The organism is Asanoa sp. NPDC049573 (genome assembly GCF_040676615.1).
GTDB lineage: Bacteria > Actinomycetota > Actinomycetes > Mycobacteriales > Micromonosporaceae > Asanoa.
The window spans coordinates 57,108-82,565 of sequence record NZ_JBFAPI010000012.1; the positions used below are offsets into that span (position 1 = coordinate 57,108).

Consider the following 25,458-nt stretch of genomic DNA (forward strand, 5'->3'; position numbering starts at 1 on the left):
TTGCCCTCAACCCGGCCCTGGGGAGGGATGAGCGGATGCGACGCGGGTGGGCTCTGGGCCTCGCGGGCCTCCTGGCAAGCCTGGCGTTGACCGGCTGCGGCAGCAACCCGGCCGGCGTCGACGGCGACATCAGCGACGACTGGCGGCCGATGAGCGAGCCCAAGCCGTTCGTCCCCGACAACGAGGTCTGTCACACGTCGGCGGTCGAGTCCGGCTACCTGGCCGCCTACGCGCCGGTCGACTGCGCCACCACCCACGTGACCGAGACGGTCCACGTCGGAGCGTTCGACGGCACGGGCGGCAAGCCACCCGCACCGGGCGAGAAGAGCTATCAGACGGCGTACGCCGAATGCGGCGCGAAGGCCACCGCCTTCCTCGGTGGCGACTGGCGCAGCGCCCGGCTCAACTTGGGCCTGGTGCTGCCGGCGCCCGAGGCGTGGCAGGGCGGCTCCCGCTGGTTCCGCTGCGACCTCGCCGAGACCCGCTCCCTCGACGACAACAGCATGGCGTCGCGCGACGGCTCGCTGAAGGGCGCGCTGACCAAGCCGTCGGCGCTGCGATACGGCTGCTTCACGCCGAAGATCGCGAAGGAGGTGGTGCAGGAGATGGTCGCCATCGCCTGCACCAAGTCGCACCGCAGCGAGTTCGTCGGCGTCTACGCCGCGCCGGAGAAGTCCTACAAGTCGTTCCTCGACGACGAGGAGACGATCCACAAGGCCTGTCTCGACATCGTCGCGACCTACGCCAAGCTGCCCAAGGACGGCAACCTGCCGGCCCGCACCGGCACGATCTACTACTACCCCACCACCGCCGAGTGGGACCAGGGCAACCGCGGCGTGAAGTGCTTCTCCTGGGACAGCGGCCGCACCTTCACCCGCTCCATCAAGAACGGCGGCACCGGCCTGCTGCCGGTCAACTAGTCCGCCGGAGCACCGCCAGGAACATCGCGTCGGTGCCGTGGCGGTGCGGCCACAACTGCACGGTGGGGCCGGTGCCCAGCCCCGGCATGCCGGCGGGCAGCAGCGGGCGGGCGTCGACGAAGTCGACGGCGATGTCGGAGCGGCGGGTGCCCTCGGTGACCGAGACGTGGGTCTCGACGGTGTGCGGCGAGCAGGTCACGTAGCCGACCACCCCGCCCGGGCGGACCGCGCGCAGGGCCGCGGTCAGCAACTCGCGTTGCAGCCGGGTCAGCGGCGGCAGGTCGCTGGGCTGGCGGCGCCAGCGGGCCTCCGGGCGGCGGCGCAGCGCGCCCAGGCCGGTGCACGGCGCGTCGACCAGCACCCGGTCGAAACCCTCCTCGGGCAGGTCCGGGTCGCGGCCGACGGTGCGGCCGTCGGTGTGCAGCACGGTCGCCGGGAAGCCGGCCACCGCCTGGGAGACCAGGCCGGCCCGGTGCGCGGTCACCTCGACCGCGGTCAGGTGGGCGCCGCGTTGCGCGGCGAGCGCGGCCAGCAGGCCGGCCTTGCCGCCGGGGCCGGCACACAGGTCGAGCCAGCGCGTGTCGGTGCCCTCGACCGGCGCGTCGGCCAGCGCGGCGGCGACGAGTTGGGAGCCCTCGTCCTGCACGTGTGCCCGGCCGTCGCGGATCGCGGCCAGGTCGCCGGGTGCGCCGCCGGGCAGGTAGACCGCGTAGGGCGAGAAGGCGCCCGGCGCACCGCCGACTTCGTCGGCCAACTCGACCGCGTCGGCGCGGCCGGGCCGGACGCACAGGTGCACGGCCGGCGCCTGGTTGTCTTCGATCAGCAGCCGGGTGGTCTCGTCGACGTCACCGCCGAGCGCCTCCTGGAACGCCCGGACGATCCACTGTGGGTGGCTGTAGGCCAGCGAGAGGTGACCGATCGGGTCGGTCTCCGGCGCCGGCGCCACCTGCTCGATCCAGGCGTCGAGGTCGCGGCCGGCCACCTCGCGGAGCACCGCGTTGGCGAAGCCGGCGGCGCCCGGCGCGACGGCCTTGACCAGGTCGACGGTGGACGACACGGCCGCGTGCGACGGCACCCGGGTGTAGAGGACCTGGTAGACACCGAGCCGCAGCGCGTCGCGGGCCGGCGGGTCGATCCGGTCGACCTCGCGGCCGGCGGCCACGGTCAGGATCGCGTCGATGGTGCCGCGCGAGCGCAGCGTGCCGTAGGTCAGTTCGGTCGCGAACGCCGCGTCCCGGCCGCGCAGGTCGCGGTCCCGGAGCATGCCGGGCAGGACCAGGTTGGCGTACGCGTCGTCGCGGTGCACCGCCGCGACCGCGTCATAGGCGGCCTGCCGCGCCGGGTCGACGGCGTCCCGGCCCCGGGCCGGTCCCCCACGTTCCCGGCCGCCACGATCCCAGCCACCCCGCCCGGCACCGCGGTCTGAGCCACCGCGCCCGGCGCCACCCCGATCCGAGCCACCGCGCCCGGCACCACCCCGGTCTGTGCCACCGCGGCCCGAGCCACCCCGCTCCGCGCCACCGCGGCCAGACGCGCCCTGCTCCGCGCCACCGCGGTCCGGGCCGCCCCGCTCCGCGGCTCCGCGGTCCGGGCCGCCCCGCTCCGCGCCACCGCGGTCAGACGCGCCCTGCTCCGCGCCACCGCGGTCCGGGCCGCGCACGTAGGCGCTCACGCGAACCGCTCGCTGGACTCGACGCGGACGCCGCGTGCCCAGTCGGCGGCCGGCATGGCCCGCTTGCCCGCGGCCCGCACCTCGCCCAGCGCGACCGGCGTGGTGGCCGTGCCGACCAGCACCCCGGTGCGGTCGACCAGCAGGTCGCCCGGTTTGAGCGCGGGGCCGTTGGCGACGGGCCGCACCGGGCCCAGCTTGACCCGGTCTTCACGGAACGTGGTCCACGCGCCGGGCGCGGGCGTGCAGGCCCGGATCCGGCGGTCGACGGCGAACGACGGCTCGTCCCAGCGCACCTGGGCGTCGTCGACGGTCAGCTTGGGCGCGAGGCTCACCCCCTCGGGTGGCTGCGGTTCGGCCCGCGCGGTGCCCGCCTCGATCGCGTCGAGCACCGCGACCAGCAGCCCGGCGCCCGACTCGGACAACCGCTCCAGCAGGTCGCCGGAGGTGTCGGTGGGCCGGATCTCGTCGGTCAGCGTGCCGTAGACCGGGCCGGTGTCGAGGCCCGCTTCGAGTTGGAACACGCTGGCTCCGGTGATCTCGTCACCGTGCAGCACCGCGTGCTGCACCGGTGCGGCGCCGCGCCAGGCCGGCAGCAGCGAGAAGTGCAGGTTGACCCACCCGTGCCGAGGGATCTCCAGCGCGGCGGGCGGCACCAGGGCGCCGTAGGCCACCACCGGCACGCAGTCGGGTGCCAGGTCGCGCAGCCGCTCCTGGAACTCGGGCTCGCGCGGCCTGGCCGGCGTCAGCACCTCGACGCCGTGCTCGTCGGCCCACGCCCCGGCGGGCGAGCGGACGAGGTTGCGGCCGCGGCCGGCGGGCGCGTCGGGCCGGGTGACCACGGCCAGCAGCTCGTGGGAGGACGCCGCGATGGCGTCGAGCGCGGGCAGCGCGACCGCCGGCGTGCCGGCGAAGACCAGCCGCATCAGCGCGCCCCGCCCAGGCCGAAGGCGTGCGGGCTGGTCTTGACGACCGGTGGGGCGCCGGCGTCGTACCACTCGGCCTGCCGGATTTCCCTCATCGCCTCTTTGCGGGCCTCGCTGTCGAGCCGGTCGAGGAAGAGCACCCCGTCGAGGTGGTCGGTCTCGTGCTGCACGCAGCGCGCCATCAGGCCGGTGCCGACCAGCTTGATCGGGTCACCCCACTGGTTGAAGCCGGTGGCGACCACGTTCATCCGCCGCTTGGTGTCGACGTAGATCCCGGGAATCGACAGGCACCCCTCGGGACCGTCCTGCTCCTCCTCGTCGGGGAAGCTGACCTGCGGGTTGACGATGTGCCCGACGACGTCGTCGACGTCGAAGGCGAACACCCGCAGGCCCACGCCGAGCTGCGGCGCGGCGAGCCCGGCCCCGGACTGCTCCTGCATGGTCTCGACCAGGTCGGCGACCAGCTTGCGCAGCTCAGCGTCGAAGTCGACGACCTGGTCGGCGGGGGTGCGCAGCACCGGATCGCCGAACAGGCGGATGGGCTGGACGGTCACGTGGAACTCCTCGTTCGGATCGCTCGCGCGGAATCCCGACAAGTCTACGGACGTCTAGAACAGGTCCGTCGCGTCGACCTGGATACGCACGGCTTGGGGGGTTTTGCGGGCACTTCTCATGCCGGCCGCGGCGTGCAGGGCGGCGGCCACGTCGGCGGCCCGGCCGCGCGGTGCGCGTACGAGATAGCGCTCCTGATCCTGGTCTGCGGGCACCGGGCCGAGCACCTCGGCCTCCGGCGGGAGCTGGACGGCGGCGAGCAGGTCGGCGACCGCCTCCGCGGTGCCGGTCAGGCTGGTCATCCGGGCCGCGGGCGGGAACCGCAGCTCGCGGCGTTCGCCCAGCTCGCGGGAGGCGTACCAGCCCGGGTCCCAGCGCAGCAGGGCCTGCACCACGGGCACACTCCCGTCGGCCACCACCACCACCCGGCCGCCGGCGCCGCCGGCCCGGGCCAGCGCGGCGGCGGTCATCCAGCGGCGCAAAGCCTCCTCGCCGGAGCGCAGGTCGGCCCGGGTGAGCAGGGCCCAGGTGTCGAGCAGCAGCACCGCGCCGTAGCCGCCCTCGGCGACCGGCTCGGCGCCCGGCGTGGCGACCACCACGGCGGCCGCGGCGGGCACCTCGGTGAGCACCTCGTCGCGCCCGGAGGTGCGGACCGGGATCTCCGGGAACGCCCGGCCGAGCTCTTCGGCGGTCCGGCGGGCGCCGGTGACCGAGGCCCGCAGGCCGCGGGCGCCGCAGTGCGGGCAGACGTGGTCGCCGGCCACCCGGCCACACCAGCGGCAGGCCGGCACCGCGTGCGAGGAGCGCAACGCGAGCGGCCCGGAGCAGGCGGTGCAGCGGGCCGGGGTGCGGCAGGTGGCGCACGCGACCGACGGCAGGTAGCCGCGGCGCGGCACCTGGACCAGCACCGGCGCGTCGGCCTTGAGCGCCGCCCGGGCGGCATCCCAGGCCAGGCTGGGCAGCCGCGCGGTCGCGGCGCCGGGATCGCGGGCCAGCTGCGGGTCGTCGCCGGTGGGCGTGATGACGGGGGTACGCCGCCGCGTGGTCGCGCGGTCGCCGGCCACCTCGCGGGCCCAGCCGGTCTCCAGCAGGAGCTGCGCCTCGGCGGTGCGGGCATGCCCGGCGACGAGGGCGGCCGCGCCGGCCCGCTGGGCCCGGGTGAGCAGCACCTCCCGGGCGTGCGGGTAGGGCGCCCGCGGCTCGGCGTGCATGTCGTCGCCGTCGTCCCAGATCACCACGAGCCCGAGGTCGTTGACGGGGGCGAACGCGGCCGCCCGGGTGCCGGCGACCACCCTGACCAGGCCCCGGCTGGCGGCCAGGAACGCGCGGTAGCGCTTGGCCGGCCCGAGCCCGGCGGCGAGCGTCACGTGCCGCTCCTTGCCGAGCGCGGCGGTCAGCGCCCGGTCGAGCCGGTCGAGGTCGCGGGCGTCCGGCACGACGGCGACGACGCCCTTGCCCGCGGCGAGCGTGGCGGCGGCGGCCTCGGCGAGCCGGGCCGGCCAGTCCTCTCCCGGCAGCGCCGACCAGACGGCGCGGGGGTTCTTGCCGTCGGCCAGGGCTCGCAGGAATCCCTCTCCCGCCTGGTAGTCGGCCCAGCCGGTGCCGGCCGGTGGCGGTGGCGGCGGGTCGTCGGTCTCCGTTGGCGGCGGTGCCTGCTCGGCCCGGGCGTGCCGGGGCGGCACGGCGAGCCGGAGCACGTCGGCCAGGCTGCCGGCGTAGCGGTCGGCGATCGCCCGGGCCAGCCCGGCCACCTCCGGCGTCAGGACCGGCTCGGGTGAGACGAGCTTCTCAAGGTAGGCCAGCTTGGGCACGGCCGACTCGGCGGCACGGTCGATCAGCCAGCCGTCGACGAGCTGGCCGGCGAATCGCACCTTGACCCGGGTGCCGGCCCGCGCGGTCTCGTGCAGGTCGGCCGGCACGAGGTAGTCGAAGAGTCGGTCGAGGTGCGGCAACGGCACGTCGACGCACACGCGGGCCACCGGCAGCTCGGCTGCGGGCTGCCGCTCGGCGCGGGTGCTTCGGTTCGCCACCGCACCATCTTCCTCCGCGGCGGCCGCGACCCGCCGGGCGCGGGCGCGCCTTCGTCACGCCGTATCGTCGGCGTCCTTCTCGGCCCTGGTCCGGCGGTAGAGCCATACCGCGACAACGGCCATCACGGCAGCGAACAGACCCTGGGCGAAACGCCATCCATCGAACCCGCCGCCCCAGAGGGGAATACCCAGGAAGAAGACCGCGCCGGCGCCCATCACCACGGCCCACATGAGCAGGAACCGCCGCCACCGGGCCTCCGGCGGGCTGGTCGACGGCGGACGCCTCACCGGTAATCCTCTTTCGGTCGGTGGGCAGGCCGAATCGGGAAGATGTCTGACACCAACGTGATGGCGAAGCCGACCGCCGCCGTCAACAGCGCCCAGAGGATCGCGGCCCGCGTGGAATCGTCGGTGAGCGCCAGCCGCAGCAGCGTGTCGAACGGCCAGCCGAGAAGGAACCAGCCGAGCGCGAGCCGCAGGACCGTCCGTGCGCGAGGCGTACGCATGACATCGGATACCCCTCGTCGCGAGATCGACAAACGGATCAACGCCTGGACCGGCGGTGCGCGACGAAGCCCACAAAGCCGAGGGCGGTCAGCACCACGCCCCACACCACGCTGGCCACGCCGTTGGGGCCGCTCGTGGAACCGTCGACGCTGCCGAGGTCGGACAGGAACGCGGCCGGGTCGGCCGGGTCGACGCGCAGGGTCATCGTCGGTTCGGAGGCCAGGCCCCGGACCGTGGCGGTGAAGGTGCGGCCGTCAACCTGGTAGGTCACCGTCGTGCGGTCGCGGCTGGCGCTGCTGCCCCGGTCGCGGTCGGTCACCGTGGCCGTGACCGGCACGCCCACGACCAGCAGGCGATCTCTCTTGCCCCGGTCGGCGTGCAGGTCGACGGCGCTGACCACGGCGAGCGCCGGGCCCCCGACGAGCAGCAACCCGTAGACGACCAGCCACGGCCAGCCGTGACCCCGAGCCCGCGCCATCACCACTCCCGCCGTCGATGGAACGGCATCGTCGCATCATGGTGCGACGCCGAACGGGGCGGGCCCGCGCGAACGGGCCCGCCCTGCCGGTCAGTGCGCGGCGAGCAGCCGTTTCTCGTCGTCCGTTGACAGTGGCTCCTCGACCGGCCCGCCGCGCCCGGTGTCCCAGGCCAACACGTCGGCGACGGTCTCGCCGACCGGGCGGGTGGTCAGGCCGGCCGCGCGGGCGCGGCTGCCGTCGACCAGGTTGGCCGCGCTCCACTGCGGATCACCGATCCAGAGTGGTACGCCCATCCACGGGTCGACGCCCGCGGCGAGCAGTTCCGCCGTGGACATCCAGACGACCTCCTGGTCCGAGCCGGCCGCCGCGGCGCACGCGTCGAGCAGGTCGGCCATCGGCACCGGCGGTGCGACCACGTTGAACACGCCGGACGGCGTGGCGCCGACCAGGAACGCGGCCAGGTCGCGGACGTCGATCCACTGCATCGGGTCGGTCGGGTCGCCCGGCGCCAGGATCGGCCCGCTCCGGGTGAACCGGCGCGGCCAGTAGGAGAACCGCTCGGTCTGGTCGTGCGGCCCGACGATCAGGCCCGGCCGGCCGACCAGCGCGCGGTCGCCGTAGTGGTCGAGAACGACCCGCTCGCAGGCCGCCTTGCGGCCGCCGTAGGAGTCGTCGCGGAGCAGCGCGGCGCCCTCGTGCGGCGGGACGCTCTGGTCGGCGTAGACGGATACCGACGAGACGAAGACGTAGCGGTCGACGGCGTCCCGCAGCGCCGACGCCGACCGGGCGACCACGTCCGGGAAGTAGCCGGCGCAGTCGACCACCAGATCGAACCGCCGGCCCGCGAGGGCCGACAGGTCGACCGTGCGGTCGCCCACCACGGTTTCCAGGTCGGGATAGAGCTCCGGGGCGGTCTGGCCCCGGTTGAAGAGGGTTACCTCGGCGCCCGCGGCGAGCGCCTGGTCAGTGACGGCACGACCGACGAAGCGGGTGCCGCCCAAAACCAACACGTGCATGTCAGGGATGTCCTTTGCAGGCAGTAAGTCAAAGTCGATTCGGGGCATGCGAAAAGAGGCTGTGCGCGATGCATAACCCCACCCCGGATCAACTCGGTGCCTGCTGGCCGACGCAGCATACGCGAAAGCGGGCCCACCGTAGTGGACCCGCTCGAGCGTCAGGACCGGCTCAGAGGCCGGCGGCGTTCTTCAGGTCGGCCGCGCGGTCGGTGTTCTCCCAGGTCAGGTCCGGCAGCTCGCGGCCGAAGTGGCCGTAGGCGGCGGTCTGCTGGTAGATCGGGCGGAGCAGGTCGAGGTCGCGGATGATGGCGGCCGGGCGCAGGTCGAAGACCTCGCCGATGGCCTTCTCGATCCGGTCGACCGACACGTTCTCGGTGCCGAAGGTCTCGACGAACAGGCTCACCGGGTGGGCCTTGCCGATCGCGTAGGCGACCTGCGCCTCGCAGCGCTCGGCCAGGCCGGCGGCGACGACGTTCTTGGCCACCCAGCGCATCGCGTACGCCGCGGAACGGTCCACCTTGGACGGGTCCTTGCCGGAGAACGCACCGCCGCCGTGGCGGGCGTAGCCGCCGTAGGTGTCGACGATGATCTTGCGGCCGGTCAGGCCGGCGTCGCCCATCGGGCCGCCGATCTCGAAGCGGCCGGTCGGGTTGACCAGCAGCCGGTAGCCCTCGGTGTCGAGGCCGAGGTTGTCGAGCTCGGGCGCGATCACGTGCTCGCGCACGTCGGGGGTGAGCAGCGACTCGAGCGAGATGTCGGCGGCGTGCTGCGACGAGACCACGACCGTGTCGAGGCGGACGGGGCGCAGGCCGTCGTACTCGATGGTGACCTGGGTCTTGCCGTCGGGCCGCAGGTAGGGCACCGTGCCGTCCTTGCGCACCGCCGACAGGCGACGGGCCAGCCGGTGGGCCAGCGCGATCGGCAGCGGCATCAGCTCGGGCGTCTCGGAGCACGCGAAGCCGAACATCATGCCCTGGTCGCCGGCGCCCTGGCGGTCGAGCGCGTCGCCCGCGCTCTCGCCGTCGCGCAGTTCGATCGCGGTGTCGACGCCCTGCGCGATGTCGGGCGACTGCGAGCCGATGGAGATGCTCACGCCGCAGGACGCGCCGTCGAAGCCCTTCTTCGACGAGTCGTAGCCGATCCCGAGGATGGTCTCGCGGACGATGGTCGGGATGTCCGCATAGGCCTGGGTCGTCACCTCGCCGGCGACGTGGACCTGGCCGGTCGTGATCAGGGTCTCGACCGCGACCCGGCTGCGCGGGTCCTGCGCCAGCAGCGCGTCGAGGATGCCATCGCTGATCTGGTCAGCGATCTTGTCCGGGTGGCCCTCCGTAACCGACTCGGACGTGAACAGGCGACGTGCCACGGTGCTCCTCACAAACTCGGGTCCGGCCCCAAAGTGCGCCACGCCGACAGCCTCCTGCGGCGGCACCCTGGTTAAGACGTACTCGTCAAGCGTGTTGTTACCAGATCCCAGACGGCGTCGGCCAGGTCTTCCTTGGGTTGCGGCGGAAAAACCGTCTCCGAGCCGTCGGCGCCCAGCACCGTCGCGGTGTTGGCGTCGGACCCGAAGACTTTATCGGTGCCGACCTGGTTGACGACGATCAGGTCGGCTTTCTTGCCGACGAGTTTTCGCCGCGCGTTGGCCAGCGCGGCCTCGGTCGACACCGTCTCCGCGGCGAAGACCACCAGCACCTGGCCGGCGGGCTTGCGCTCGCCCAGTTCGGCGGCGATGTCGGGGTTGAGGGCCAACTCGATCGGCGCGGGACCCTCGCCCGGCACTTTCTTGATCTTCTCGGACGCGTAGACCGCCGGGCGGAAGTCGGCCGGGGCCGCGGCCATCACCACGGCGTCGGCGCCGGCGGCCGCCTCGACGGTCGCCTTGCGCAACTCTTCGGTGGTGCCGACCACGACGAGGTCGACGCCGGCCGGCGGCGGGAGGGTCGGGTTGGCGCTGATCAGGGTGACCCGGGCGCCCCGGGCGGCGGCGGTGCGGGCGAACGCGTAGCCCTGCTTGCCGGAGGACCGGTTGCCGAGGAAGCGCACGGGGTCGAGCGGCTCGCGGGTGCCGCCGGCGGTGACCACGACGTGGCGGCCGGCGAGGTCACTCGGGGCGGGGCCGCCGCGGGACAGCGCCCGGCGGGCGATCGCGAAGATCTCGGCCGGGTCGGGCAGCCGGCCCTTGCCGGTGTCGGCGCCCGTCAGCCGGCCGCTCGCCGGCTCGATGACCAGGACGCCGCGGGAGCGCAGCAGGGCGACGTTGGCCTGGGTCGCCGGGTGCTCCCACATCTCGGTGTGCATCGCCGGTGCCAGCACGACCGGGCAGCGCGCGGTCAGCAGCGTGTTGGTGAGCAGGTCGTCGGCGAGCCCGTGGGCCGCCTTGGCGATCAGGTCGGCGGTGGCCGGAGCCACCACCACCAGATCGGCCTCTTTGCCGAGGCGCACGTGCGGCACCTCGTGGGCGTCGGCCCACACGTCGTCGGCGACCGGCTCGCGGGACAGCGCGGCCCAGGTCGGTGCGCCGACGAAGCGCAGCGCGGACGCGGTGGGGATCACCCGCACCCGGTGCCCCGACTCGGTGAACAGGCGGAGCAGCTCGGCGGCCTTGTAGGCGGCGATGCCGCCTCCGACGCCGAGAACGACCCGGGCGGTCATGACCTAGGGGTTGTCGGTCGGCTCGGCCGTCAGCAGGCCGGCGTTGATCTCTCGCATCGCGATGGAGAGCGGCTTCTCCTGCGGCGTGGTCTCCACCAGCGGGCCGACGTATTCGAGCAGGCCCTCGCCGAGCTGGCTGTAGTAGGCGTTGACCTGGCGGGCGCGCTTGGCCGCGAAGATGACCAGGGCGTATTTCGACGTGGTCTTCTCGAGCAGCTCGTCGATCGGCGGGTTGGTGATGCCTTCAGGGTTGGTGGCGATGGATCCCACGGAAAACAAACCTCAAAGTTCTCAACCGCCACGCGGCGGTCGGGCCGGGGTCAGGAATGACGAACCGAGTAATCCTACCAGCTCATCGGCCGCCCGCCCGGCGGCATGGTTGATGATCGCCGCCGCGATGCCGTCGCCGGCCGAAACGCGATCGTCCGGCGTCAGCAGCAGCACCACCCGGGTGTCCGGCACGGCCTGGGTGACCAGTTCGGCGCCGCGCGGGTCGATGGACAGCAGCACGGGCTCGCCGGCGGCGAGCCAGGCCTCCACGGGACGGCGGGGGGTGCCGTAGCGGTGGTGCCGGATCGCCGCCGACTCGATCAGACCCTGCTCGTCGACCATGCGGTCGAAGGCGGCCTCGTCGACGAACGTGTAGTGGACGCCGTCGACCTCGTGGTCGCGCCGGCGCCTGGTGGTGACCAGCACGGGCATCCGCACCCACGGCGAACGCGCCCGGACCAGCCGGATCACGGCGGCCCGCCCGGCCTCGGAAGGACCGGTCAGGACCGTGAGCCGAGCCGCCGGGCGCGCCTCGTCATGCATGGTCACTACTTCGTTCTACCCGCGGGACGGGTCAGCTGCCGGCGAACTCTCCAAGGAGCGCCTTGCGCTGCTGGTCGCCGAGGCCACGCAGGCGGCGGCTGTCAGCGATCTTGAGCTTCTCCATGATCTGGGTAGCCCGGATCTTGCCGATACCCGGCATCGCCTGCAGGACGGCCGAGACCTTCAGCTTGCCGACGACGTCGTCAGCCTCGGCCCGGTCGAGCACGGCGGAAAGGGTGGTCTTGCCCTGCTTGAGCTGCTCCTTCAGCTCGGCGCGGGCTTTGCGGATCTCCGCTGCCTTTTCCAGCGCTGCCGCGCGCTGTTCGGGGCTCAGTGACGGGAGCGGCACCAGTTCTCCTCAGGTCCTACCGCGATCGGGAATTTCCGCCGCGGTCGTGAAACGTGGGGTGGCCGTGAACCAAAGGGGCATGTGGTTCCCAGCGCCGGGAAAACTAGCGGCCCGATTGGTTTTCGGCAACGTCGGCGCGCGTTGATCACGAAATCTTGATCCCGCGTGTCACCTCGTTCGAGGGGCCAGAACGGCGCGGCACTGGGTCAGCGCGTCGGCCACCGCGCTGCGCAAATCGGACACCGATGGCCCCCGGGCGAGGATCTCCCGCGAGTAGGACGGAAGCACCCAATCAAGATCATTGCCGAAGACGGTACGCAGGTCGGACGCGGTGGCGCCCTGGGCGCCCAGGCCCGGCGCGAGGATCGGGCCGTTGACCCGGGAGAGGTCGTGGCCGGTGTCGCCGACCGTCGCGCCGACCACCAGGCCGAAGCTGCCGAGCGGCTCGACACCCTTGTTGAGCTGGGAAATCTCGTCGATCACGGTCTGCGCGACAGTCCGACCGCCGGGACCGACGGCGCGCTGAACGGCGGCGCCTTCGGGGTTCGAGGTGAGCGCCAGAACGAACACTCCGCCATCGTGCGCGAGCGCCGCGTCGAACATCGGGCGCAGCGAACCGACGCCGAGGTACGGGCTCGCCGTGATCGCGTCGGCACGCAGCGGGCTCGCCGGGTCGAGATAGGCCGCGGCGTACGCGGCCACCGTCGAGCCGATGTCGCCGCGCTTCACATCGAGGAGCACGAGTGCGCCCGCATCCCGCAACTGTCGGATAACCGACTCAAGGACGGCCACCCCTTGAGAGCCGTGCCGCTCGAAGAACGCGGACTGCGGCTTGACCACCGCAACCCGGTCGCCGAGGGCCTCGACGACCGTTTCCGCGAATCGGGCCAGCCCGTCGACGTCGTCCGGGAGTCCCCAGGACGCCAGCAGACTTGGATGAGGATCGATGCCGACACAGAGCGGGCCACGGGTTCGGAGCGCCTCGTGGAGACGTACACCGAAGGCTTTTGTCATGATTGTCCTTTCTGCGCGGCGATCCGCCGGACGAGTGCCGGGCCGTGGTAGATGAAGCCCGAGTAGACCTGCACGAGGCTCGCGCCGGCGTCGAACATCCGGGCCGCGTCGTCGGGCGACATGATGCCGCCGACCCCGACGACGGGCAGCCGTCCGCCGGTCTCCGTGTGCACGAACCGCACCACCTCGCGGGCCCGGTCCGTCAGCGGCCGCCCGGACAGGCCGCCGGCCTCGGCCCCGGTGGCGGCGTCGGCGGCGGCCAGGCCGCTCCGGCCCAGCGTGGTGTTGGTGGCGATCACGCCGGCCGCACCGCGGGCCAGGCAGACCTCCAGGAGTTCGGCGATGGCGGCCTCGGACAGGTCCGGGGCGATCTTCACCAGGATCGGCTTCTCGCCCACCAGGGCGCCCAGCAACGCGTCGATCGAGTCGCGATCCTGCAGCGACCGCAGCCCGGGCGTGTTGGGCGACGAGACGTTGACCGCGAAGTAGTCGCCGTGGTCCCGCAGCAGCTTGTAGGACGTCAGATAGTCGTCGACGGCGTCCGCCAGCGGCGTCACCTTCGACTTACCAAGGGAAATGCCCAGCGGCACGCCGACCGGCGCGTTGCGGGCTCGGCCCGCGTCGGTTGCCGCCAGGCGGGCGGCGAGGGCCGCCGCGCCCGCGTTGTTGAAGCCCATCCGGTTGACGATCGCCTCGCTGTCGCGCAGCCGGAACAGCCGGGGCTTCGCGTTGCCGGGCTGCGCGTGCGCGGTCACGGTGCCGACCTCGACGAAGCCGAACCCGAGCGCCGGCCACGCGGCCAGCGCCACGCCGTTCTTGTCGACGCCCGCCGCGAGCCCGACCGGGTTCGGGAACTCCAGGCCGAACACGGTGCGGGGGTTACGCACCGCGTAGCGGGCCGCCATGATCCGCCGCGCGGCCGGCGGGAGGCCCGCCAGCCGCGTCAGCGTCCACTCGTGCGCGGCCTCGGCGTCGCCGGAGCCGATCCGGAACAGCGCGGGCCGGACGACCCGCTCAAACAGCACGCCCGCCCCGCAGCGCGAGATGGAGGTCCTGCAGCGGGCGGACGGTCATCTCGCCGCGGATCAGCGCCTCGATGCCCATCACCGCGGCCGCCGCGCCCGGCACCGTGGTGATGCACGGGATGTCGGCGGTCACCGCCGCGCTGCGGATCTCGTAACCGTCGGAGCGCGCCGAGGCGCCGGAGCCCTGCGGCGTGTTGACCACCAGGGCGACCTCGCCGTTGCGGATCAGGGTGACCGCGTCGGGGCCGTCGCCGGCCTCTTCCCAGTGCTTGCGGATGATCTCGCAGGTGATGCCGTGCCGGCGCAGCACCTCGCCGGTGCCGACGGTCGCCACGATCTGGAAGCCGAGGTCGGCCAGCCGCTTGATCGGGAAGATCATGCTGCGCTTGTCGCGGTTGGCGACCGAGACGAAGATCCGCCCCGAGGTCGGCAGTGAGCCGTACGCGGCGGCCTGGGACTTCGCGTACGCGTTGCCGAAGGCGGGGTCGATGCCCATCACCTCGCCGGTCGACTTCATCTCGGGGCCGAGCAGCGAGTCGACCCCCCGACCGGCCGGGGTGCGGAACCGCTTGAACGGCAGCACCGCCTCCTTGACCGCGGTGGGGCCGTCGGCCGGCAGGTCGCCGCCGTCGCCGGTGGGCGGCAGCAGGCCCTCGCCGCGCAACTCGGCGATCGTCGCGCCCAACATGATCCGGGCGGCGGCCTTGGCCAGCGGGACCGCGGTCGCCTTGGAGACGAACGGCACCGTACGCGACGCGCGCGGGTTGGCCTCCAGCACGTAGAGGGTGTCGTCCTTGAGCGCGTACTGGACGTTGAGCAGCCCGCGCACCCCCACGCCCCGGGCGATCTGCGCCGTGTAGCGGCGCACCTCGGCGATGTGCGAGGCGGCCAGCGTGATCGGCGGCAACGCGCAGGCCGAGTCGCCGGAGTGGATGCCGGCCTCCTCGATGTGTTCCATCACGCCGCCGAGGTAGACCTCGCCGGTCGCGTCGCAGAGCGCGTCGACGTCGATCTCGATCGCGTCGTCGAGGAAGCGGTCGACCAGCACCGGGTGGGCCGGCGAGATCTCGGTGGCCCGGTTGATGTAGGCGGACAGCGTCGGGTCGTCGTAGACGATCTCCATGCCGCGGCCGCCCAGCACGTAGGAAGGGCGCACCAGCACCGGGTAGCCGATCTCGTCGGCGATCGCCTTGGCCTCCTCGTAGGAGGTGGCGGTGCCGTGCGCCGGCGCCCGCAGCCCGGCCTTGCCGAGCACCGCGCCGAACGCGCCCCGGTCTTCGGCCAGGTTGATCGACTCCGGGCTGGTGCCGACGATCGGCACGCCCGCGTCCTTGAGCCGCTGGGCCAGGCCGAGCGGGGTCTGGCCGCCGAGTTGCACGATGACGCCGATCACGCCCGGCCCGCCGGCCGCCTTGCCGGACTCGTTCTCGGCGTTGACCACCTCGAGCACGTCCTCGAAGGTCAGCGGCTCGAAGTAGAGCCGGTCGGCGGTGTCGTAGTCGGTCGACACCGTCTCCGGGTTGCAGTTGACCATCACCGTCTCGTAGCCGGCGCCTTCGGCTGTCCCCAACGCGGCACCGCTGCGCAGTGCCTGAACCGCGTGCACGCACGAGTAGTCGAACTCGATGCCCTGCCCGATCCGGTTGGGCCCGGAGCCCAGGATCAGCACCTTGGGCCGGTCGGAGGGCGCGACCTCGGTCTCCTCGTCGTAGGACGAGTAGTGGTAGGGCGTCTTGGCGGCGAACTCGGCCGCGCAGGTGTCGACCGTCTTGTAGACCGGCCGCAGCCCGAGCCGGTGCCGGAGCCGGCGGACGCCGTCCTCGCCGGCGAACTCGGGGCGCAGGGCCGCGAGTTGCCGGTCGGAGAGGCCGGCCCGCTTGGCCCGGCGCAGCAGCGCCAGGTCGAGCACCGGCGCCGCGACGATCTCGGCGCGCAGGTCGACCAGCGACGCGATCTGGTCGAGGAACCACGGGTCGATCCGGCCCGACGCGGCCGATACCTCGGCCACCGTGGCGCCCAGCCGCAGCGCCCGCTCGACCGTGTAGAGCCGGCCGTCGTGCGGCGTGGCCAGGTCGTCCAGAGTGGACGCCAGCGTGGCGCCGGCCGGGTCCGGGGTGGTCCAGAAGCCGGCGCTGCCGGTCTCCATCGAGCGCATCGCCTTGTTGAGCGCCTCGGTGAAGTTGCGGCCGAGGCTCATCGCCTCGCCGACCGACTTCATCGTGGTGGTCAGCTCCGGGTCGGCGCCGGGGAACTTCTCGAACGCGAACCGCGGGATCTTCACCACCACGTAGTCGAGCGCGGGCTCGAACGCGGCCGGCGTCTCCAGGGTGATGTCGTTGGGGATCTCGTCGAGCGTGTAGCCGATGGCCAGCTTGGCGGCGATCTTCGCGATCGGGAAGCCGGTCGCCTTCGACGCCAGCGCCGACGAGCGCGAGACGCGTGGGTTCATCTCGATGACCACGAGCCGGCCGTCGTCGGGGTTGATCGCGAACTGGATGTTGCAGCCGCCGGTGTCGACGCCGACCTCGCGGAGCACCGCGATGCCAACGTCGCGCAGCTTCTGGTATTCGACGTCGGTCAGCGTCATCGCCGGCGCGACGGTCACGCTGTCGCCGGTGTGCACGCCCATCGGGTCGAGGTTCTCGATCGAGCAGACCACCACGACGTTGTCGTGCTTGTCGCGCATCAGCTCGAGCTCGTACTCCTTCCAGCCGAGCACGCTCTCCTCGATCAGCACCTCGTGCACCGGCGACTCGGTCAGCCCGGCGCCGGCGATCCGCTCGAGATCCGCGGCCGTGTGCGCCATGCCGGAGCCGAGGCCGCCCATCGTGAACGACGGCCGGATGACCACCGGCAGGCCCAGCTCGCCGACGGCGGCGCGGACCTCGTCCATCGAGTCGCAGACCCGGGAGCGCGGCGTCTCGGCGCCGGCCTTGGCCACGATCTCCTTGAACTTCTGCCGGTCCTCGCCGCGCTGGATCGCGTCGATGTCGGCGCCGATCAGCTCGACACCGTATTTGTCGAGGATGCCCATCTCGTGCAGCGCGACCGCGGCGTTGAGCGCGGTCTGGCCGCCCAGGGTCGGCAGGATCGCGTCGGGCCGCTCCTTGGCGATCACCAGCTCGAGGAACTCCGGCGTGATCGGCTCGATGTAGGTGGCGTCGGCGAACTCCGGGTCGGTCATGATGGTCGCCGGGTTGGAGTTCACCAGCGAGACGCGCAGGCCCTCGGCCCGCAGCACCCGGCATGCCTGGGTGCCCGAATAGTCGAACTCGCACGCCTGCCCGATGACGATCGGCCCCGAACCGATCACGAGCACGTGCGACAAGTCGCTGCGCTTAGGCACTGACCTTCTCCCCCGCGATGAGCTCCCGGAACCGATCAAAGAGGTAATCGGCGTCGTGCGGACCGGCGGCCGCTTCCGGGTGGTACTGGACGGTGAAGGCCGGCACGTCGTGTGCGCGCAGCCCTTCCACCACGTTGTCGTTGAGGCAGACGTGCGACACCGCGACGTCGCCGAAGTCGGTCGCCACCGAGCCCTCCAGGGGCGCGTCGACGGCGAACCCGTGGTTGTGGGCGGTCACCTCGACCTTGCCGGTGGTGCGGTCGAGCACGGGCTGGTTGCTGCCCCGGTGACCGAAGGCCAGCTTGTAGGTGCCGAAGCCCAGGGCCCGGCCGAGGATCTGGGAACCGAAGCAGATGCCGAACAGCGGGATCTGGCGGCGCATCACCTCGCGGGCCAACTCGACCGCGCCGTCCGCGGTGGCCGGGTCGCCCGGGCCGGGTGAGAGGAACACGGCGTCGGCACCGGTCGCCAGCAGGTCGTCGATCGAGGAGCCGGCCGGCATCACGTGGGTGGTCACGCCGCGGGCGGCCAGCCGCCGGGCGACGTTGCGCTTGATGCCGAGGTCGACCGCCGCGACGGTGAACTCATGAGTGCCAACAGCGTTCACCGTGTAGGGCTCGGCCGTGGTCACCTGGGCCGACAGGTCGGCGCCCACCATCTCGGGTGCCTCGCGCACCTTGCGCAGCAGCGCTTCCGGGTCGTCGGTGACGCTGGAGACGCCGACCCGCATGGCGCCGCGGTCACGCAGGTGCCGGGTCAGCGCCCGGGTGTCGACGCCGGCGATGCCGACCACACCCTCGGCCGCCAGCCGGTCCTCCAGGTCGCCGGTGCGCCGCCAGTTGGAGGCCAGCCGGGCCGGGTCGCGCACCACGTAGCCGGCGACCCAGATCTTCGCCGACTCGTCGTCGTCGTCGTTGACCCCGGTGTTGCCGATGTGCGGCGCGGTCTGCACCACGACCTGGCGGTGGTAGGACGGGTCGGTGAGCGTCTCCTGGTAGCCGGTCATCGCGGTGGTGAACACCGCCTCGCCGAAGGTCTCGCCCACGCTGCCGTAGGACTCACCGTGGAATGCCCGGCCATCTTCCAGGACGAGCAGCGCCGGGCGCCTCATTTGACTGCCTTTCCGTCCAGCACCGTCGGCTCGCCGCGCAGGAACGTCGCGACGATCCGACCCGGCAGGGTCATTCCCGCGTACGGGGTGTTGCGTGACCGGGACGCCGACGCCGAGGGGTCGACCTCCCGGCGCGCCGCCGGGTCGACCAGCGTGAACGTCGCCGGCGCCCCGGCCGCCGGCAGGTGGCCGTGGTCGGCCAGCCCGGCGATCCGGGCCGGTGCCAGCGACATCCGGTCGGCGATCAGCGGCCAGTCCGGGCCGAGCACGTCGAGCACCACGGACAGGGCAGTCTCCAGACCGAGCATCCCCGGCCGGGCGTAGCCCCATTCGCATTCCTTGTCTTCGACGGCGTGCGGCGCGTGGTCGGTCGCGACGATGTCGATGACGCCCTCGGCCAGCCCCTTACGCAGCGCCGCGACGTCGGCCTGGGTGCGCAGCGGTGGGTTGACCTTGAACACCGGGTCGTACGAGCTGGCCCGCTCGTCGGTCAGCAGCAGGTGGTGCGGCGTGACCTCGGCGGTCACCCGGACGCCGGCCGCCTTGGCCTGCCGGATCACGTCGACCGAGCCGGCGGTGCTCACGTGGCACACGTGCAGGCGGGCGCCGACGTGGCCGGCCAGCAGGGCGTCGCGGGCGATGATCGCCTCTTCGGCGACCGCCGGCCAGCCGGTCAGGCCGAGCCGCGCGGAGACCTCGCCCTCGTGCATCTGGGCGCCCTCGGTCAGCCGGGGTTCCTCGGCGTGCTGGGCGATCACGCCGTCGAACGCCTTGACGTATTCCAGGGCGCGGCGCATCAGCCGGGGGTCGGAGACGCAGTGCCCGTCGTCGGAGAAGATCCGCACGCTGGCCGCGGAGGTCGCCATCGCGCCGAGTTCGGCGAGGTGCTGGCCGGCCAGGCCGACCGTCACCGCACCGATCGGCTGCACGTCGACCAGGCCCGCCTCGCGGCCGAGCCGCCAGACCTGCTCGACCACGCCGGCGGTGTCGGCCACCGGCGAGGTGTTGGCCATCGCGCAGACCGCGGTGTAGCCGCCCAGGGCCGCGGCGCGCGAGCCCGACTCGACGGTCTCGGCGTCTTCGCGGCCGGGCTCGCGCAGGTGGGTGTGCAGGTCGACCAGGCCCGGCAGGGCCACCAGGCCGGCGCCGTCGACGACCTCGGCACCGGGCGCCGACAGGCTCTTTCCGGCCTGCGCGACGACGCCGTCGCGGACCAGCAGGTCGGTCGGCTCGGCGCCGGCGACGCTGACCCCCTTGACCAGGTACGTGGTGCTCATTTGCCCCCCAGGAGCAGGTAGAGGACGGCCATCCGGACCGAGACGCCGTTGGCGACCTGTTCGACGATCGTGGAGCGGGCCGAGTCGGCCACCTCCGGGGTGATCTCCATGCCGCGGACCATCGGACCGGGGTGCATGACGATCGCGTGCTCGGGCAGCCGGCGCATCCGCTGGGCGTCCAGCCCGTAGCGGCGGGCGTACTCCCGGGTCGACGGGAAGAAGGAGTCGTTCATCCGCTCGCGCTGGACCCGCAGCATCATCACCACGTCGACCTCGGGCAGCACCGCGTCGAGGTCGTAGGAGACCCGCAGGTCGGGCGAGAGCGCCGGGGCGACGTCGACCGGGATGAGCGTCGGCGGGCCGACCACGGTCACCTTCGCCCCGAGCGCGGTGAGCAGCAGCACGTTGGAGCGGGCGACCCGGCTGTGCAGCACGTCGCCGACGATCGCCACGTGCAGGCCGGCGATCCGGCCGAGCCGGGAACGCATCGTGTAGGCGTCGAGCAACGCCTGGGTCGGGTGCTCGTGCGTGCCGTCGCCGGCGTTGACCACGGAGCCGCCCACCCAACTCGCCAGCCGGTGTGGGGCACCGGAGGCCGGGTGCCGGACGACCACGGCGTCGGCGCCCATCGCCTGCAGGGTCAGCGCCGTGTCCTTGAGGCTCTCGCCCTTGGAGACGCTGGAGCCCTTGGCCGAGAAGTTGATGACGTCGGCGGAGAGCCGCTTGGCCGCCGCCTCGAAGGAGATGCGGGTGCGGGTCGAGTCTTCGTAGAAGAGGTTGACGACCGTGCGACCCCGCAGCGTGGGCAGCTTCTTGACCTCGCGGCCGGAGACGGCGGCCAGCTCGGCGGCGGTGTCCAGCACCAGGATCGCCTGCTGGCTGTCGAGGTCGGCGGCCGACAACAGGTGCTTGATCATGAGGGCTCCTCGCCGATCAGCTTGACCTCGTCGCTGCCGTCGGTCTCGGCCAGCGTGACCTTGACGCTCTCGGTGCGCGCGGTGGGGATGTTCTTGCCCACGTAGTCGGCGCGGATCGGCAACTCGCGGTGGCCCCGGTCGACGATCACCGCGAGCTGCACCGAACTGGGCCGGCCGAGGTCGGAGAGGGCGTCGAGGGCGGCGCGCACGGTGCGGCCGGAGAAGAGCACGTCGTCGACGAGGATCACCCGCCGGCCGTCGATGCCGCCGGGCGGCATGTCGGTCGGGCCGAGCGCGCGGGTGGCGCGCAGCCGGAGGTCGTCGCGGTAGAGAGTGACATCGAGCACACCGACCGGGACGTCGACGCCCTCGAAGGCGGCGATCCGGGTGGCCAGCCGGTGCGCCAGCGGCACACCCCGGGTCGGGATGCCGAGCAGGACGGTGCCGTCGGCACCGTCGGTCTTTTCGAGGATCTGGTGTGCGATCCGGTCGACGACCCGCTGCAGATCCGTCTCAGTGAGGATGACCTTCACAGACGGTGGCGAACCGGACGTCGTCGAGGATGGGGCGGCCTTGGGATAGGCCACGGCGGACCTCCTTCCCCGCCTCACTGGACGGGTCGTTAAAGGATGTCTTCGGCGAACCGTCGATCACGTTACCAGCGCAGACTGCCGGGGTATGCGCAGCGTGCCGTGCGTAACACCGGCGCGAGTCGTTGATGCATGGTGCACGAAAATTCGGACAAGAGAAGACAGTCATCCCAAGTGATGGGTAATGAGCACTTGACCAGTTCTCTCATTCCCCGTACCGTCACGCTCCGTAGCGAACGCTGGGGAGAACCCCGGGTACCAGCACTGGGAGAGTCGTCAATGCCTTCTGAGTACGCCAAGTCGTTGGGTGCGCGCCTGCGCTCCATCCGCCAGCAGCAGGGCCTCTCCCTGCAAGGTGTGGAGGAGAAGTCGAACGGTCGCTGGAAGGCGGTCGTCGTCGGCTCCTACGAGCGCGGCGACCGGGCCGTGACGGTGTCCCGCCTCGCCGAGCTGGCCGATTTCTACCGGGTGCCCGTCTCGGAACTGCTGCCCGACGGCAGCGGCGTCCGCCACGAGCCGACCAACAAGATCGTCCTCGACCTGGAGCGCCTCTACGACGACGCCTCCGAGGACCTGGCCTACGTCGCCCGTTACGCGCGCGCCATCCAGCAGCAGCGCGGTGACTACAACGGCCGGGTGCTCTCGATCCGGGCCGACGACCTGCGCGCGCTGGCGATCGTCTACGACTCGTCGCCGTCGGGGCTCATCGAGCGCCTCAACGAGCACGGTGTCCTGGTCGCCGACCCCCGCGCGTTCTTCGCCAGCTAGTCCCCTTCCACGCCAAAGGGCCCCTGGCCACCGCTACCGCGGTGGAAGGGGCCCTTTGTCGTCGTTAGCGGGATGCGTACTCGGCGATCCGGCCAAGCAGGCCGTTGAGGAACCGCGGGCTGTCGTCGGTCGACATCTGCCGGGCCAACTCGACCGCCTCCGAGATCGCGACGGCGTCGTCGATCTCGTCGACGTAGAGCAACTCGTAGACGGCGATCCGGGCCAGGTTGCGGTCGACCACCGGCATCCGGTCGATCGTCCAGCCCTCGGCGTAGCTGCCGATCAGCTCGTCGATCCGGTCGAGGTGCGCCGCGACGCCGTTGACCAGGCCCAGCGCGTAGTCGAGGTGACCGGGCAGCGGGCGCTCCAGTCGCGCGACGTAGTCGGTGAGCACGTCACCGGCCGGCCGGTCGCGCAGGTCGGCTTCGAACAACACGTCGAGGGCCCGCTTGCGCGCCTTGCGGCGGGCGGGCATCGAGGTCTTGGGGCCCTCCGCCATCAGGCGCGGCCGAGGTAACGGCCGTCGCGGGTGTCGACCTTGATCTTCTCACCGGTGGTGATGAACAGCGGGACCGAGACGGTCGCGCCGGTCTCCACCGTGGCCGGCTTGTTGCCGCCGGTGGAGCGGTCGCCCTGCAGGCCGGGCTCGGTGTAGGTGACCTCGAGCACGACGCTGGTCGGCAGTTCGACGTAGAGCGGGACGCTCTCGTGGGTGGCGACGATGGCCTCGGCCTCGGGCAGCAGGTAGTTGGCCGCCTCACCGACGGTGCCGCCGCTCACGTGGATCTGGTCGAAGGTGTCGAGATCCATGAAGACGAAGTCTTCACCGTCGGCGTAGAGGTATTGCATCGTGCGCTTGTCGACGGTGGCGGTTTCGACCTTGGTCCCCGCGTTGAAGGTCTTGTCGACGACCTTCCCGGAGAGCACGTTCTTCAGCGTGGTGCGCACGAAAGCGCCACCCTTGCCGGGCTTGACGTGCTGGAACTCCACGACGGACCACAGCTCGCCGTCGAGGTTGAGGACGAGACCGTTCTTCAGGTCGTTAGTGGTGGCCATTTCCTGCCTTGATCTTCACTCGGCGGACAGACGCTACGAGTCTACCGGCCATCAACGGATGCCATCTTCCTCGGGTGTCCGAGCCGGTCGTCACCGACATCGCCGGCCAACTGGGGCGGTGCCGGGCCTGGGGGGTGGCCGGCACGATGTGTGTCGCGCTGGGCGGCCTGGGCGCCGGCACCGGGCCGTCCGAGGGGCCGCTCGCCCGCCCCGACCTCCCGGTCGACCTGTTCAACGCCGGCGTCGCGGTGGCCTCCTTCGGTCTCGTGCTGCTCGTGGTCGCCTGGTGGCGGCTGGGCAGGCTGGTGCGCCAGCGGCCGCCCCGGGTGGACGAACTGCTGGCCACGCTGATCATGTGGGCCGCGCCACTGCTGATCGCGCCGCCGGTGTTCAGCCGCGACGTCTACAGCTACCTGGCGCAGGGCGCGATGGTCCGGGCCGGGCTCGACGTCTACCACGCCGGCCCGGCCGCGCTGGGCGGCCCGTTCGGCCTGGAGGTGCCGGCGATCTGGCAGCACACCCCGACGCCGTACGGCCCGGCGTTCCTGCTGCTGGCCACCGCCGCGGCCACCCTGGCCGGCGGGCACGTGACGCTGGGCGTACTCCTGATGCGGTCGGTGGCCCTGGCCGGGGTGACGCTGCTCGCCCTGACCGTGCCGCCGCTGGCCCGGCGGTGTGGCGTGCCGCCCGCCGCCGCGCTCTGGCTGGCCGTGCTCAACCCGCTGGTGCTGCTGCACCTCGTCGGCGGCGCGCACAACGACGCGATCATGCTCGGCCTGCTGGCCGCCGGCCTGGCCCTGGCGATGGCCGGGCGGCCCGCGCCCGGCGCGCTCGTCGTCACGCTCTCGGCCCTGGTCAAGGCGCCGGCCGCGGTCGCGCTGGCCGCGATCGCGGTGATCTGGGCACAACGGGCCGGCGCGCGATGGCGCGCCGTCGTCGGCACCGCGGCGGTCGCCGGCGGCACGACGGTCGCGGTGACCTGGGTCGCCGGCACCGGGTTCGGCTGGATCGGCGCGCTGCGTACCCCGGTGACGGCCGACAGCTGGTCGGTGACCAGCGTCCTCGGCCGCGCCAACGCCGACCTGCTGACCGCGCTGGACGCTTCGCTCGGCACCGCGCCGATGACCGCGTGGCGGCTCGCCGGCATGTGCGCGGCGGTCGCCGCGGCCCTGCTGGTCTGGTACCGGCGGCGGACGCTGGGCCCGGTGCGGGGCGTCGGCCTGGTGCTCGGCGGCGTGGTCGCGTTCGGCCCGGCGGTGCGCCCCTGGTACCTGCTCTGGGCGGTGGTCCCGCTGGCCGCCGCCGCGCCGCACGGGCGGGCGGGCCGGTTCGCCGCGGCCGCGTGCGCCGTGCTCGCGCTGGTGGTGCTCCCCGACGGCTTCGCGCCGACGGCCGGGACGCTCGGTTTCGCCGTACTCGGTGGCGCTCTGGCGGTTGCCCTGCTGGTGATGACCGCCTTCGCGCCGGACGACGACCTGGCGCCCGGTCTGGCCCGATGACCGCCTCGCGCCGCACCCTGGCCGTCCTGGCCGGGCTGGCCGTGCTCTGGGTCGTCGTGGTGCCCGGCCGCCGCGGCTTCTTCGACGTCGGCGTCTACTACGGAGCGGTGCGGCACGCGCTGGCCGGCGGGCAGCTCTACGACTACCTACGACCGGGCACGGTGTACGGCTTCACCTATCCCCCGTTCGCGGCGCTGCTGTTCGTCCCGCTGGCGCCGCTGCCGTGGCACACGGTGATCGCGGTCAGCATCGCGGTCAACGTGGTCGCCGGCGGGCTGGTGATCCGCTCGCTGGCCGGTCCCGGCTGGCGCCCATGGCTGTTCGTGGCGCTGCTCTGCGTGTTTCTCGCGCCGGTCCGCGACACGGTCAGCTTCGGCCAGGTCAACCTGGTCCTGCTGGCCCTGGTCTGGTGGGACCTGCGCCCCTCGCCCCGGGTCGGCGTCGGCATCGGGCTGGCCACCGCGGTCAAGCTGACGCCCGGCCTGTTCCTGGCCTACCTGGCGGTGGCCCGGCGCTGGCACGCGTTCTGCGTGGCGACCGGCACGGTTGCCTCCGCCGTGCTGATCGCCGCCGCGCTGGCCCCGGCGGCGTCGCGGACATTCTGGACCGAGGCCCTCTGGAACACCGGCCGGGTCGGCGACCTGGCCTACGTCTCCAACCAGTCGCTGCGCGGCCTGGTGGCACGGGCGGGCCTGCCGGGGTGGTGGTGGGTCGCCGCGGTGCTGGTCGTCTGCGCACTGTGGACCGTGCGGGTCCGCCGGGCGGCCGCGGCCGGCGACCACCGGGCCGGTTTCGCCCTGACCGGCGTGACGACCTGCCTGATCAGCCCGGTGACCTGGGTGCACCACCTGGTCTGGCTGCTGCCCGCCCTCCACCTGGCCTGGACGGGTGCCCGCGGCCGGCTCGCCCGCCCGCTGGTCGTCGCCGCCTACGTCTTGC

25 protein-coding genes and 1 pseudogene are annotated in these 25,458 nt (G+C 72.8%); 4 read left to right on the forward strand and 22 right to left on the reverse strand.

What is annotated here, in order from left to right; genetic code table 11:
* Nucleotides 1–35 precede the first annotated feature (35 nt).
* A complete protein-coding gene (locus AB0J74_RS24935) occupies nt 36–920 on the forward strand; it encodes a septum formation family protein (protein WP_363451870.1) in 885 nt (294 codons plus the stop codon).
* Here the strand turns inward: AB0J74_RS24935 and AB0J74_RS24940 are convergent.
* From AB0J74_RS24940 to pyrR, 20 genes are all read right to left on the reverse strand, one after another.
* A complete protein-coding gene (locus AB0J74_RS24940) occupies nt 913–2,592 on the reverse strand; it encodes a transcription antitermination factor NusB (RefSeq protein ID WP_363451872.1) in 1,680 nt (559 codons plus the stop codon). The two genes, AB0J74_RS24935 and AB0J74_RS24940, sit on opposite strands and share 8 nt — an antisense overlap.
* A complete protein-coding gene (fmt, locus tag AB0J74_RS24945) occupies nt 2,589–3,515 on the reverse strand; it encodes a methionyl-tRNA formyltransferase (protein WP_363451874.1) in 927 nt (308 codons plus the stop codon). The genes AB0J74_RS24940 and fmt overlap by 4 nt, the downstream gene beginning before the upstream one ends.
* Entirely contained in the window at nt 3,515–4,069 is a 555-nt protein-coding gene (def, locus tag AB0J74_RS24950) for a peptide deformylase (RefSeq protein WP_363451876.1), read from the reverse strand. Before def ends, fmt begins: the two co-directional genes overlap by 1 nt.
* A gap of 54 nt (nt 4,070–4,123) precedes the next feature.
* Nucleotides 4,124–6,037 (reverse strand): primosomal protein N', encoded by a 1,914-nt coding sequence (locus tag AB0J74_RS24955; protein WP_363452230.1) that lies wholly within the window; start codon nt 6,035–6,037, stop codon nt 4,124–4,126.
* Between the two features lie 114 nt (nt 6,038–6,151).
* Nucleotides 6,152–6,385: a hypothetical protein gene (locus tag AB0J74_RS24960; protein WP_363451878.1), complete on the reverse strand. Its 234-nt coding sequence runs from the start codon at nt 6,383–6,385 to the stop codon at nt 6,152–6,154.
* Complete coding sequence (locus tag AB0J74_RS24965) at nt 6,382–6,603, reverse strand: hypothetical protein (RefSeq protein WP_363451880.1); 222 nt, start codon at nt 6,601–6,603, stop codon at nt 6,382–6,384. The genes AB0J74_RS24960 and AB0J74_RS24965 overlap by 4 nt, the downstream gene beginning before the upstream one ends.
* A gap of 38 nt (nt 6,604–6,641) precedes the next feature.
* Nucleotides 6,642–7,082 (reverse strand): hypothetical protein, encoded by a 441-nt coding sequence (locus tag AB0J74_RS24970; protein WP_363451882.1) that lies wholly within the window; start codon nt 7,080–7,082, stop codon nt 6,642–6,644.
* Between the two features lie 90 nt (nt 7,083–7,172).
* On the reverse strand, nt 7,173–8,099 hold the full coding sequence (locus tag AB0J74_RS24975) for an NAD-dependent epimerase/dehydratase family protein (RefSeq protein ID WP_363451884.1): 927 nt from the start codon (nt 8,097–8,099) through the stop codon (nt 7,173–7,175).
* 169 nt (nt 8,100–8,268) lie between these two features.
* Nucleotides 8,269–9,465, reverse strand: coding sequence for a methionine adenosyltransferase (gene metK, locus AB0J74_RS24980; RefSeq protein WP_363451886.1), 1,197 nt, complete (start codon nt 9,463–9,465; stop codon nt 8,269–8,271).
* Nucleotides 9,466–9,536: 71 nt separating this feature from the next.
* Entirely contained in the window at nt 9,537–10,754 is a 1,218-nt protein-coding gene (gene coaBC / locus AB0J74_RS24985) for a bifunctional phosphopantothenoylcysteine decarboxylase/phosphopantothenate--cysteine ligase CoaBC (protein WP_363451888.1), read from the reverse strand.
* A 3-nt stretch (nt 10,755–10,757) separates the two neighbouring features.
* The gene (rpoZ, locus tag AB0J74_RS24990) at nt 10,758–11,024 is read right to left on the reverse strand and encodes a DNA-directed RNA polymerase subunit omega (RefSeq protein WP_089255590.1); all 267 of its coding nucleotides are present in this window, start codon (nt 11,022–11,024) and stop codon (nt 10,758–10,760) included.
* Nucleotides 11,025–11,045: 21 nt separating this feature from the next.
* Nucleotides 11,046–11,573 (reverse strand): guanylate kinase, encoded by a 528-nt coding sequence (locus AB0J74_RS24995; protein WP_363451891.1) that lies wholly within the window; start codon nt 11,571–11,573, stop codon nt 11,046–11,048.
* A 25-nt stretch (nt 11,574–11,598) separates the two neighbouring features.
* Nucleotides 11,599–11,916, reverse strand: coding sequence for an integration host factor, actinobacterial type (gene mihF, locus AB0J74_RS25000; protein WP_116070005.1), 318 nt, complete (start codon nt 11,914–11,916; stop codon nt 11,599–11,601).
* Nucleotides 11,917–12,084: 168 nt separating this feature from the next.
* Entirely contained in the window at nt 12,085–12,930 is an 846-nt protein-coding gene (gene pyrF / locus AB0J74_RS25005) for an orotidine-5'-phosphate decarboxylase (protein WP_363451893.1), read from the reverse strand.
* Entirely contained in the window at nt 12,927–13,955 is a 1,029-nt protein-coding gene (locus AB0J74_RS25010; protein ID WP_363451895.1) for a quinone-dependent dihydroorotate dehydrogenase, read from the reverse strand. The genes pyrF and AB0J74_RS25010 overlap by 4 nt, the downstream gene beginning before the upstream one ends.
* Complete coding sequence (gene carB / locus AB0J74_RS25015) at nt 13,945–17,301, reverse strand: carbamoyl-phosphate synthase large subunit (RefSeq protein ID WP_363451897.1); 3,357 nt, start codon at nt 17,299–17,301, stop codon at nt 13,945–13,947. Before carB ends, AB0J74_RS25010 begins: the two co-directional genes overlap by 11 nt.
* Nucleotides 17,294–18,412, reverse strand: coding sequence for a glutamine-hydrolyzing carbamoyl-phosphate synthase small subunit (gene carA, locus AB0J74_RS25020; RefSeq protein ID WP_363451899.1), 1,119 nt, complete (start codon nt 18,410–18,412; stop codon nt 17,294–17,296). The genes carB and carA overlap by 8 nt, the downstream gene beginning before the upstream one ends.
* Nucleotides 18,409–19,689, reverse strand: coding sequence for a dihydroorotase (locus AB0J74_RS25025; RefSeq protein WP_363451901.1), 1,281 nt, complete (start codon nt 19,687–19,689; stop codon nt 18,409–18,411). Before AB0J74_RS25025 ends, carA begins: the two co-directional genes overlap by 4 nt.
* On the reverse strand, nt 19,686–20,606 hold the full coding sequence (locus AB0J74_RS25030; RefSeq protein WP_363451903.1) for an aspartate carbamoyltransferase catalytic subunit: 921 nt from the start codon (nt 20,604–20,606) through the stop codon (nt 19,686–19,688). The genes AB0J74_RS25025 and AB0J74_RS25030 overlap by 4 nt, the downstream gene beginning before the upstream one ends.
* Entirely contained in the window at nt 20,603–21,193 is a 591-nt protein-coding gene (pyrR, locus tag AB0J74_RS25035) for a bifunctional pyr operon transcriptional regulator/uracil phosphoribosyltransferase PyrR (protein WP_363451905.1), read from the reverse strand. Before pyrR ends, AB0J74_RS25030 begins: the two co-directional genes overlap by 4 nt.
* Before the next feature lie 282 nt (nt 21,194–21,475).
* On the opposite strand from pyrR, the gene AB0J74_RS25040 reads away from it, so the two are divergent.
* On the forward strand, nt 21,476–21,964 hold the full coding sequence (locus AB0J74_RS25040; RefSeq protein ID WP_116069997.1) for a transcriptional regulator: 489 nt from the start codon (nt 21,476–21,478) through the stop codon (nt 21,962–21,964).
* 64 nt (nt 21,965–22,028) lie between these two features.
* Here the strand turns inward: AB0J74_RS25040 and nusB are convergent, their stop codons facing one another.
* A complete protein-coding gene (nusB, locus tag AB0J74_RS25045) occupies nt 22,029–22,439 on the reverse strand; it encodes a transcription antitermination factor NusB (protein WP_363452232.1) in 411 nt (136 codons plus the stop codon).
* Between the two features lie 23 nt (nt 22,440–22,462).
* On the reverse strand, nt 22,463–23,020 hold the full coding sequence (efp, locus tag AB0J74_RS25050; RefSeq protein ID WP_363451908.1) for an elongation factor P: 558 nt from the start codon (nt 23,018–23,020) through the stop codon (nt 22,463–22,465).
* 74 nt (nt 23,021–23,094) lie between these two features.
* Between efp and mptB the strand changes: the two genes are divergently transcribed.
* On the forward strand, nt 23,095–24,519 hold the full coding sequence (mptB, locus tag AB0J74_RS25055; protein WP_363451910.1) for a polyprenol phosphomannose-dependent alpha 1,6 mannosyltransferase MptB: 1,425 nt from the start codon (nt 23,095–23,097) through the stop codon (nt 24,517–24,519).
* Nucleotides 24,516–25,337 (forward strand): annotated as a pseudogene (locus tag AB0J74_RS25060) (glycosyltransferase 87 family protein); the annotation flags it as partial. The gene mptB and the pseudogene AB0J74_RS25060, both read left to right, overlap by 4 nt.
* Nucleotides 25,338–25,458: the final 121 nt, after the last annotated feature.